The organism is Halomonas heilongjiangensis (genome assembly GCF_002879645.1).
In the GTDB taxonomy this organism is placed as follows: Bacteria; Pseudomonadota; Gammaproteobacteria; order Pseudomonadales; family Halomonadaceae; genus Halomonas; species Halomonas heilongjiangensis.
In genome coordinates, this window is sequence record NZ_PNRE01000043.1 from 57,679 (window position 1) to 66,774 (window position 9,096).

General features: G+C 68.6%; 12 protein-coding genes. 4 read left to right on the top strand and 8 right to left on the bottom strand.

The features are described 5' to 3' along the window. Positions 1 to 38: 38 nt before the first annotated feature. The 4 genes from C1H66_RS09790 to C1H66_RS09805 all read right to left on the bottom strand — a co-directional run bounded on the left by C1H66_RS09790 (position 39) and on the right by C1H66_RS09805 (position 3,393). Positions 39 to 815 (bottom strand): GntR family transcriptional regulator, encoded by a 777-nt coding sequence (locus tag C1H66_RS09790; protein ID WP_102627704.1) that lies wholly within the window; start codon positions 813 to 815, stop codon positions 39 to 41. 82 nt (positions 816 to 897) lie between these two features. Next, on the bottom strand, positions 898 to 1,353 hold the full coding sequence (locus C1H66_RS09795) for a hypothetical protein (protein WP_102627705.1): 456 nt from the start codon (positions 1,351 to 1,353) through the stop codon (positions 898 to 900). Positions 1,354 to 1,501: 148 nt separating this feature from the next. Continuing rightward, on the bottom strand, positions 1,502 to 1,705 hold the full coding sequence (locus C1H66_RS09800; RefSeq protein WP_102627706.1) for a hypothetical protein: 204 nt from the start codon (positions 1,703 to 1,705) through the stop codon (positions 1,502 to 1,504). Positions 1,706 to 1,707: 2 nt separating this feature from the next. Then, positions 1,708 to 3,393, bottom strand: coding sequence for an FAD-dependent monooxygenase (locus C1H66_RS09805; RefSeq protein ID WP_102627707.1), 1,686 nt, complete (start codon positions 3,391 to 3,393; stop codon positions 1,708 to 1,710). A gap of 120 nt (positions 3,394 to 3,513) precedes the next feature. On the opposite strand from C1H66_RS09805, the gene C1H66_RS09810 reads away from it, so the two are divergent. Both C1H66_RS09810 and C1H66_RS09815 read left to right on the top strand, forming a co-directional pair. After that, complete coding sequence (locus tag C1H66_RS09810; protein ID WP_102627708.1) at positions 3,514 to 4,284, top strand: helix-turn-helix transcriptional regulator; 771 nt, start codon at positions 3,514 to 3,516, stop codon at positions 4,282 to 4,284. Positions 4,285 to 4,425: 141 nt separating this feature from the next. Beyond that, the gene (locus C1H66_RS09815) at positions 4,426 to 5,082 is read left to right on the top strand and encodes a L,D-transpeptidase (RefSeq protein ID WP_102627709.1); all 657 of its coding nucleotides are present in this window, start codon (positions 4,426 to 4,428) and stop codon (positions 5,080 to 5,082) included. A 118-nt stretch (positions 5,083 to 5,200) separates the two neighbouring features. Here C1H66_RS09815 and C1H66_RS09820 read toward each other — a convergent pair whose 3' ends face one another. Next, entirely contained in the window at positions 5,201 to 5,635 is a 435-nt protein-coding gene (locus tag C1H66_RS09820) for a hypothetical protein (protein WP_102627710.1), read from the bottom strand. A gap of 187 nt (positions 5,636 to 5,822) precedes the next feature. Between C1H66_RS09820 and pyrB the strand changes: the two genes are divergently transcribed. Both pyrB and C1H66_RS09830 read left to right on the top strand, forming a co-directional pair. After that, positions 5,823 to 6,851, top strand: coding sequence for an aspartate carbamoyltransferase (gene pyrB, locus C1H66_RS09825; RefSeq protein WP_102627711.1), 1,029 nt, complete (start codon positions 5,823 to 5,825; stop codon positions 6,849 to 6,851). Between the two features lie 153 nt (positions 6,852 to 7,004). Continuing rightward, a complete protein-coding gene (locus C1H66_RS09830; protein WP_102627712.1) occupies positions 7,005 to 7,652 on the top strand; it encodes a hypothetical protein in 648 nt (215 codons plus the stop codon). 20 nt (positions 7,653 to 7,672) lie between these two features. On the opposite strand, the gene ruvX is transcribed toward C1H66_RS09830, so the two are convergent. The 3 genes from ruvX to C1H66_RS09845 form a co-directional block, all read right to left on the bottom strand. Continuing rightward, complete coding sequence (ruvX, locus tag C1H66_RS09835) at positions 7,673 to 8,110, bottom strand: Holliday junction resolvase RuvX (protein ID WP_102627713.1); 438 nt, start codon at positions 8,108 to 8,110, stop codon at positions 7,673 to 7,675. Positions 8,111 to 8,128: 18 nt separating this feature from the next. Continuing rightward, the gene (locus C1H66_RS09840) at positions 8,129 to 8,686 is read right to left on the bottom strand and encodes a YqgE/AlgH family protein (RefSeq protein ID WP_102627714.1); all 558 of its coding nucleotides are present in this window, start codon (positions 8,684 to 8,686) and stop codon (positions 8,129 to 8,131) included. Between the two features lie 17 nt (positions 8,687 to 8,703). Then, positions 8,704 to 9,096: energy transducer TonB (locus C1H66_RS09845; RefSeq protein WP_146010705.1), on the bottom strand; the 393-nt coding region annotated here is incomplete at its 5' end.

Sequence of the window (9,096 nt, forward strand, 5' to 3'; positions counted from 1 at the left end):
AGGCAGGGTCAGGGAGGCATGGCGATGATCGGAGTGGATCAGCGCGGCTCGGTGATCAGGGTGAGCCGGTAGTCGCTGGGCGGGATGTACATGATCTGCCAGGCCAGCACCCCGGCCTCGGCATCCAGATAGCGGGTCTCCAGGCGCATACCCGGTGGCGGGGCCTCGGCGAGGTCCGGCACGATGGCCCGGGCCGCGGCCATGGGCAGGCGTCCCAGACTGATCCGGTTCTCCGCCGTGCTGACCTCATGGCCCTGGGCCTGCAGCAGCGGCAGCACGCTCTCGTGCTCCAGGGCCTCGGCGGGCAGGTCGAGCAGCTCGCTGGCCACGTCGGCGCGCAGGTAGATCTCGGTGTAGCAGTCGAAGGCGCCATCGATACGATCCTGGCGCACCAGGTGCACATGGCCCGCCTCGCACTCACCGAGCACCTCGATCCAGGCCCCTCGGCGCTGCAACATTTCGCGCTTGATCAGGCGGATGAAGACCATCCGGACACGGGTGCCATCCGGACGCAGGAAGCCAAAGGCGGGGGTGGCGATCTCGCGACGGTGGTTGCCGTCGGCGACGAAGGTGCCGAGCCGCCTCCGGCGATACAACTCACCGCTCTCGACCAGGTCGCGCAGCGCCTTCTGCACGGTGCCCAGGCTCAGCGGCAGGGCCGCGGCCAGCTCCTGCTCGGTGGGCAGGCGGGTGCCCTCGGCCAATTCGCCCTCGACGATCAGCTCGATCAGGGCATCGCGCAGACAGAGGTACTTGGGGGTACGGGGCGAGTCTTCGAGGTGTCGGGCGACACGCTCGGCAAGCAGGGTCAACACGGCGACGCCTTGGCCTGGACATGGGAGTGCCAGTCTAACCGCAATCGTGTATTAGCGCCCATGCATGCCGGCACGGGCCTGCCTACCCGGACTCGTCGCTCGCGGCCGGTGGCATCCGCCGCTCGAAGGCCTCGGCATTGGGGCAGAAACCGAGGCACTCCTCCCGCGACGCCCGGTGACGCATGGCCAGCCAGCAGGTTCCCACCCTCGCACAGGTATTGCAGGTGGTGCGCAGGGCGTGGATGGCCGGGTCCTTGGCGAGGGCCGCCGGCGGGAGCCCGAAGCGCTCCATCATCGGCGGCATCAGGGTATCGGTAGGCCGAAAGCCCGGGATCTCGCCGGCGGCCAGGCTGCGCGCCAGCGCCTGCTCCAGGGAGCGGCTCATCGGCTGTGACAGGTCATGGATCAGCACACTCAGCGCTCTCGGGGCACAGCACTTGAGTTCGAGCAGGGCACGCTGGCCCTCGAGGTAGTCGCTGATGCGCTCCTTGCCGGCGGACGGGGACGTGGGGTCGATGGGGTGCACGGGGGAGGTCATCAGCGCTCTCCTCTGCCGATTCATTCCTCAGTATCGCCCGCCCGTCCTTCCTCCGCCTTGACCGATATCATGCCGGACGCAGGCGAAGCGAGCACTCGCCCGGGCGGGTGCCCGCGAGGCCCCGGCCAGCGGCGCGACGTGCCGGGCGTCAGCCGGTGGCGGTCTCGGTGCCGCGCCGCGCCTCCTCGATGGCGGCCATCACCTGAGCGACATCGGGCACCCGATGCGCCAGCGCCAGCGCCAGTTGGGCGAGGAACAGGCGCTCCTGCGCCTCGGGCAGGGCATCCAGGGTGGTGGCCAGTTGCTCGTAGACCCTCTCCAGGTCGGCGAAGGGCAGTGTCGGTGTGGTCATGATCATTCTCCTCCCAGGGCGGTCACCAGGGCCGCCTCGAGGGCGGCGGGGTCGAGGGTCTTGAAGCGCGCCACCACATGGCGGTCCGGGCGCACCAGATAGGCCGTACCGTTCGTGGCCCCATAGGCGGCGAAGTGATCGCCGTCGGGGTCCGGCAGGATGGGGCCCGGGCCCTCCTCAGCCGCCTGGCGGCTGAGGGTCACGACCGTGAACTCGGGGTCGCGGGCCCGCAGGTCCATCAGGCGCTCGTCCAGGTCGTCCGGCAGGCGGCCGTCCTCGCTGAACAGCAACAGGGTGAAGCCCGTGCCCAGGTGGTCGAGCAGTAAGTCGTCTTCGCCCAGCCGGCGGTTGATCAGCGGTGCACCGGGCACGGGGCCGGCAGCGAAGGTGTCGCTGTCGGCCAGGGTCAGGGGGCTCTCGGCATAGGTATAGGGGGTGACCTGGCGCGGGTCGGCGAAGGAGCTGGCGTAGTCGTGGTGCACGGCCAGCGACAGGGCGGCGTCGCGCATCAGCCGGTAACCGCGACTCGGCGGCGTCATGAAGCGGGTGCTCCTGCCGGCATTGGCGAACACGTCCAGGGTGGCGCCACGGCGCTCCGGCGTGTAGCTGTCGAGCAACCAGTCCGGGGCCTGCCCCTGGAGCACCCGGGCCAGCTTCCAGCCGGCGTTGACTGCATCGGCCAGGCCATTGTTGAGCCCGCGAACGCCGAAGATCGGCACCAGGTGGGCGCTGTCACCGATGAACAGCACCCGGCCATGGCGATAGTCGTCGAGCGCCAGGGTGTGGGCCTTGTAGAGGCTCCACCACTCCAGCTCCCAGTCGCCCTCTTCGCCGAGCATCGCGATGATGGTGGCGACCCGCTCGCGGATGTTGGCCTCCTCCACCGCCTGCTCGGGATCCTCGTCGGGGCCGAGCTGGTAGTCGATGCGCCAGATGTCGTCGGGTTGCTTGTGCACCAGGAGGGTGGAGTCGGGCAGCGCCGAGGAGTGGAAGAAGGCGCGGCGCTCGGTGGGGAAGTCCGATTTCATTCGCACGTCGGCGATCACGTAGCGTCCCTCGTAGGCCTCGCCGTGCAGCGACAGGCCGAAGGCCTTGCGCACCACGCTGCGCGCCCCGTCGGCGGCCAGCAGGTAGTCGGCCTCGAGCCGGTAGTCGCCCTCCGGCGTGGTCACCTCCAGGGTCACGCCCCGGTCGTCCTGGCTGACACCGGTCACCGCGCTCTGCCAGCGCAGCTCGACGAGGTCGCTCTCCTCGGCCTTGTCGATCAGGAACTGCTCGATGTACTGCTGCTGCAGGTTGACCATCGGGTAGAAGCGCTCCTGGTCGGAATGCGGCATCTCGAAGCGATAGATCTCGCGGTCGCGGAAATAGGTGCGGCCCCGGGTCCAGCCCAGCCCCTTGGCGGTGAAGCGTTCGTCGACGCCGAGCTGCTGGAGGATCTCGAGGCTGTGGCGGGAGATGCAGATCGCCCGGGAGCCGTCGTTGACGGTGGCCTTGTCGTCGAGCACCACCGATTCGATGCCGTGGCGGGCCAGCTCCAGGGCGGCGGTCACGCCCACCGGGCCGGCGCCGACGATGGCCACGCGGTGGCGTAGGGTCTGGCCGTTGAGCTCCGGGGGGCGAACGAACGGGAAGTGTGGATAATCGAAATAGAGCGAGTCGGTCTCGGCGCGTCCGGCGGGTCGCATGGGGCGGGCTCCTGTTATGGTTGTCGGATCAGCTATCACTCAGCATATCCCGCCGCGAGCCCCATGCCTGTCCCGTAAAAGCCGGGACAAGTGACGGCTGCACTGCCCAGGAGAGATCGCATGACCGCCCCTCGCCCCCCGTCGGACTGGCCCGCCCTGATGGCCTCCGTGGCCGCCTGCATCGAGGCCCTGGGCGATCCGGCCTTCGAGACCCACCTGCTGGCGCTGCTGCGTGACACGGCGCGCATCGAGCAGTGCATGATCTTCGCCTACGACGACGAGGACGGGGTCGACTGCCTGCTGGCCGCCAACGAGCGCCAGCCGCGCATCGCCGGACGCCTGGCCCGGCTCTATACCGATGGCCTGTTCCGCCAGGATCCCAACTACCGAGGGCTGCGCCAGGCCAGCGACGATGCCCCCCGGGTGGGGCTCGCCCCGATGCGGGCCGAGGAGATGCCACCGGCCTACCGCGGCCACCTGTTCGCCTTCCCCGACCTGGTGGACAAGGTTGCCCTGACCGTCCGCGAGGCCGAGGTCGCCTATACCCTCAACCTCTATCGCGGCCGCGATACCGGCGCCTTCTCGACGGCCGACCTGGCCGGCCTGGACGCCATGGCACCGCTGCTCGCCAGCCTGACACGCCGCCACTACGCGACCGCCCGCCCCGTCTCCCAGCAGCCCAGCGCCGAGGAGGCCGCCGTGCTCGCCCCGCTCTCGGAGCGCGAACGCCAGCTCTGCCTCTTCCTCCTGCGCGGCCACACCCTCAAGACCGCCGCCCGTGAACTGGATGTTGCCCTGTCCACCGCCGAGACCTACCGCAAGCGCGCCTACGCCAAGCTCGGCGTGCCCTCCAAGGCGCGGCTGGTGGCGCTGTGTCGGCGCAACGCCTGAAGCAGGGCGGGTTACCGCTGCCCCTGGTGGTGATGCCAAAGCGAGAAATTGGCGGCGAAAACCTGCGCTATAAACGGGATGGTCGCACCCGAGAATCCGTGACAATCGAGGCGAGCCAATGGCCATCCTCGGGGGGCGACCATGCCCAAGTCCCTGTCAGTGGTGCTGACCGCCACCCTGCTGCTGATCGCGACGAGCACGCAGGCCGGCCTGCATGGCCATGCACCCTGGGTCGCGAGCGTTACTACGGCGACCGAGAGATCGGGCTCGCTATGGTCCGAGTTGGCTGCCATCGAGTTCCCCGCGGTGGCTCCTGAAGAGGTCTGGGTACGCATCGACCTGAAGCGGCGCGAACTGGCGCTGTTCCAGGGCGAGCAACGCATTCTGACGATCCCTTACCTGGCGTTTGGTACGGCCGGGGCCAACCGTATCCGCCTGCAAGGCAGCCGCCAGACGCCGATCGGTGACTTTCGCATCGACAGGATCAATCGCCAGAGTCGCTTCAGGCTGTTCTTCGGGATCGATTACCCGACCCCGGAAATCGCTCACGAGGCCTGGCAGAGCGGCATTCTCAGCGATCAGGACTACCACGATTACCGCAGCTACCGGCGCCGGAACGGCCGTACCCCGGCCCATACCCCGCTGGGCGGCCACATCGGCATTCACGGCCTCGGCAATCGCCCTGCCAGCCTCCATCAGATTCGCGACTGGACCGAGGGCTGCATTGCCGTCACCAACACGGAAATCCAGATGCTGGAGCGCTGGTTGGATGTCGGCACGCTGGTGGTGATCCACTGATCGGCCCGGCGTTGGTCAGACACCAATACCGCTTCCACTTGCGTCAGGATCCGTTCGGGCCCGAGGACCTGGCGGCCCCCGAGCCCCGGACGGATCTCGGCCATGGCGTGCTGCCGGCTCAGGCCACGGCCGCCCGGTCGAACGCCTCGGCGTTGGGGCAGAAGCCACGACACTCCTCGACGCCGGCATCGCGGCGCATGGCGCGCCAGCAGTGGCCGGCCACTGGGCAGGCGTTGCAGGTCCGGCGCATCGCCCGAACGTCGCCGTCCTCGGCTATGCGCGAGGCCTCGAGGCCGAAGCGCTGCATCATCACCGGCATCAGGGTCTCGGCGGGCACGAAGGCCAGGTAGGCCCCCTGGTTCATCTGCCTGGCCACTTCACGCTCGAAAATGGCATCCAGCGGCGCCCCGAGGTCGTTGATCAGCTCCTCGAAGGTCAGGGACGCCTCGTTCTGCATGTCCCTGACCAGTTGGGGAGTGGACACCCGGTAGCAGTGCTCGCCGAGGCGCTCCCACCAGGACGTGCGGCGTTGGGTGATGTCGGTATGGGCCATGGGTCGGTCTCCCTTGATGGCGATTCGACGAGAGTATCGCCCGCGCGGGGATGGCCTGCCTTGACCCGGATCAACATAGTTTCATTTGAAACGCAATCGTCCGCACGGCGGGTAGCTCGTGAAGCGAGCGCCCCGGGGGGTTACACTAGCGCCCAGTCCCGTTCCCCGCTGCCAGCCGAGGCCCTCGATGAGTTCCCACCTGCTCTCCGTCGATTCCCTGTCCCGCGACCATGTCGATCACCTGCTGCGGGTCGCCGCGCGCATGGAGCCCATCGCCCAGCGCCGACAGGTCACCCGGGTACTGGAGGGCGCCGTGCTAGGCAACCTCTTCTTCGAGGCCAGCACCCGCACCCGGGTCAGCTTCCATGCGGCCTTCTGCCGGCTGGGCGGCAGCGTCTGCGACACCACCGGCTTCACCTTCTCCTCCATGGCCAAGGGTGAGTCGCTCTACGACACCAGCCGGGTGATGAGCGGCTACTGCGACGCCATCGTGATGCGCCACCCGGAGCAGGGGTCGGTGGCGGAGTTCGCCGCGGCGACCCATGTGCCGGTGATCAACGGCGGCGACGGCCCCGGCGAACACCCCAGTCAGGCGCTGCTCGACCTCTACACCATCGACAAGGAGTTCACCCGACTCGGCAAGCCGCTGGCCGGCGCCCACGTGCTGCTCACCGGCGACCTCAAGTACGGCCGCACCGTGCACTCGCTGATCAAGCTGCTGTCGCTCCATGACCCCATGCGCATCACCCTGGTGGCGCCGCCGGGGCTGGAGATGCCGAGCCACCTGATCGACCTGGTCGTCTCCCGCGGCCATCGCGTCGAGCAGCGCGAGAGCCTGGCCGACGACTACGCGGACGTGGATGTGGTCTACACCACCCGCATCCAGAAGGAGCGCTTCACCGCCGAGATGAGCGAGGGCTTCAGCCTGTCGCGGGACTTCACCGTCGATCGCGCCTTCCTGGACAAGCGCTGCGGCCGCGACACCATCGTCATGCACCCGCTGCCGCGCGACAGCCGCCCGGATGCCAACGACCTCGACGTGGACCTCAACGGCGATCCGCGCCTGGCGATCTTCCGCCAGACCGACAACGGCATCCCGGTGCGCATGGCGATCTTTGCCACCCTGCTCCAGGTGGAAGAGCTGATCGAGAAGGACCTGCGTCCGGTGCGCTGGTTCGTGCCCGGCCGTGTGGGCGTTGACGACGCCCCCTTCTGATCACGTGGCGGGCCGCCGTCCATCGCCTATGCTGATGTGCGCCGGGGAATATGCGAAGCTGAGCGGGCGGCCCGCGACGAGGCCGCCGACCCCGCGGACAACAAGAGGTGTTGCCGACCCCGGCAACCGACAATGAAGGGAGGCACTACCCCCATGACCCTGCATCGCGCCTATGTTCTGCTGGCGGCTTTCTATAGCCTGCTGATCCTGATCGGGGTGATCGCCCTGCTCGCCGGTGGCGGCACCCTGCTGGCACTGCCGTTACTCGTCCTGGGCGCCCTGGGCGTGACCGGGCTATGGGGCTATATCCTGAAGAAGGGGTTCATGAATCCGCGCATGTGGCGGCCCTTCGCCTGCCTGCTGGGCGTTGCCGCGATGGTGCAGCTGTTCCTGGTCTTTGCCGCCTCGCCGTCCGGTGTCGAGATCACCTGGCTGCTGACCAGTGCCATCTTCTCGCTGCTGCTGGTGATCATCCTCTACCGCTATGGCAATCGCGACCAGGCGCTCTGGGCCACGCCGGAGGACCTCGAAGGCGGCATGGTGCTGGGCAAGCTGCTGGAAGCGCAGCGTGAGATGACGGTGGAGAAGCAGGACGAGGACCGTCAGGCGACCGTCAGGGTACAGAAGGCCGGCAACGAGTACCGTGCCAGCGTGGTGCGGCAGCGGGAAGCGGAAGTGGAGAGGTTCGAGGAGCGCTTCACCTGCCCGGCGACCCTGGCGTTCTTCATCGAGAAGTTCACCTGCATCTCGGTGCGCGACTTCGCCGACAAGTACGCCGGCGGCGACACCAGCCCGGCATGACCGGTCGGCCGCCGCCGGCCTCAGCCTGGCGGCAGGCCCTCCCGGCGGGCGAACCAGCTCTCGAGGATCAGCACCGCACTGATGCCGTCGACGCCCTCGTCGCGGTAGTTGCCGCGGTGCCCCGCCGCCCGGGCGATGGCCTTGGCCTCGCGGGTCGAGCCACGCTCGTCGACCATCTCGCAGGGGATGCCGTAGCGGCCGAACAGGCGCTTGCCGAACTTGCGCGCGCGAACGCACATCTCCGCCTCGCTGCCGTCCACTTCCAGCGGCAGCCCCACCACGAACAGCTCGGGCCGCCACTCCTCCACCAGCCGCGAGACCACCGCCCAGTCGGGAATGCCGTCACGAGCCGGCAGCGGCTCGAGCGGCCGGGCGCTGGCGAGCAGTTCGTTGCCCACCGCCACGCCGATGCGCCGGGTGCCGAAATCGAAGGCCAGGATCAGCCGTTGGCCCGTCATCTTGCTACCCCTCGGCCGTCACGAGTGGCCGGCCTCGCGGGTCATCAGGTTGAGGTCGATGCCGAGGATGCCGGCGGCGGCGGAGAGGCGCTGCTCCGGGGGCTCCTCGAAGAGGATGTCGGCCCGCCCCTCCACGGTGAGCCAGGCGTTGTCCATCAGCTCGGCCTCGAGCTGGCCGGACTCCCAGCCGGCACAGCCGAGGCAGACGAGGAACTGCTCGGGCCCCTCGCCCGCCGCCAGCGCCTGGAGCATGTCCATGGAAGTGGTCAGGGCGATGTCCTCGGCGACCTGGATGCTGGAATCCCAGACGTCGCTGGTACCGCGGTGCAGGATGAAACCACGATCCTTGTGCACCGGACCACCATAGTAGACCGGAGCATCGCGATGCGGGCTCGCCTCGCCACCCAGCTCCAGCTGCTCGAACAGGGCGTCAAGCGTCAGCTCCAGCGGCCGGTTGACGATCACCCCCATGGTGCCGTTGTCGTCATGGTCGCAGAGGTAGCTGAGGCTGCCAGCGAAATTGGGGTCTTCCAGGTGCGGCATCGCCATCAGGAAGTGGTTTTTCAAGCTTTGCATGAGACTCCCCGGCGGTCCTAACGCACGCCGTAATGATTGCCTTGGCCGAACCGCCAGACGCGGGTGATGGACAGGCTGTCGAGCTCCCCCATGCCCCGGTCGAAGGGCCGGTAGGGTGCCGCGCCGTGCACGGTGTCCAGTGCCGCCCGGTCGAGTTCGGCGTGTCCCGAGGATTGTACCACCTCTGCCTGAAGTAGCTGACCATCGCGGCCGATCACCACGCGGATGCGCAGTTGGCCGTGCAGATGGCGCGGCGCCGGGTGCACCCGGTTGCCGTAGTCCTCGACGCGACGGGTCCAGTCGTCGATGTAGCGAGCCTCGGCGGCGCGCCGGGCGGCCTGCTGACTGGCATCGCCCTCGGGCCCCAGCGTCTCCGGCGTGAACCCCTGCTCGCGGATACTGCGGGTCGC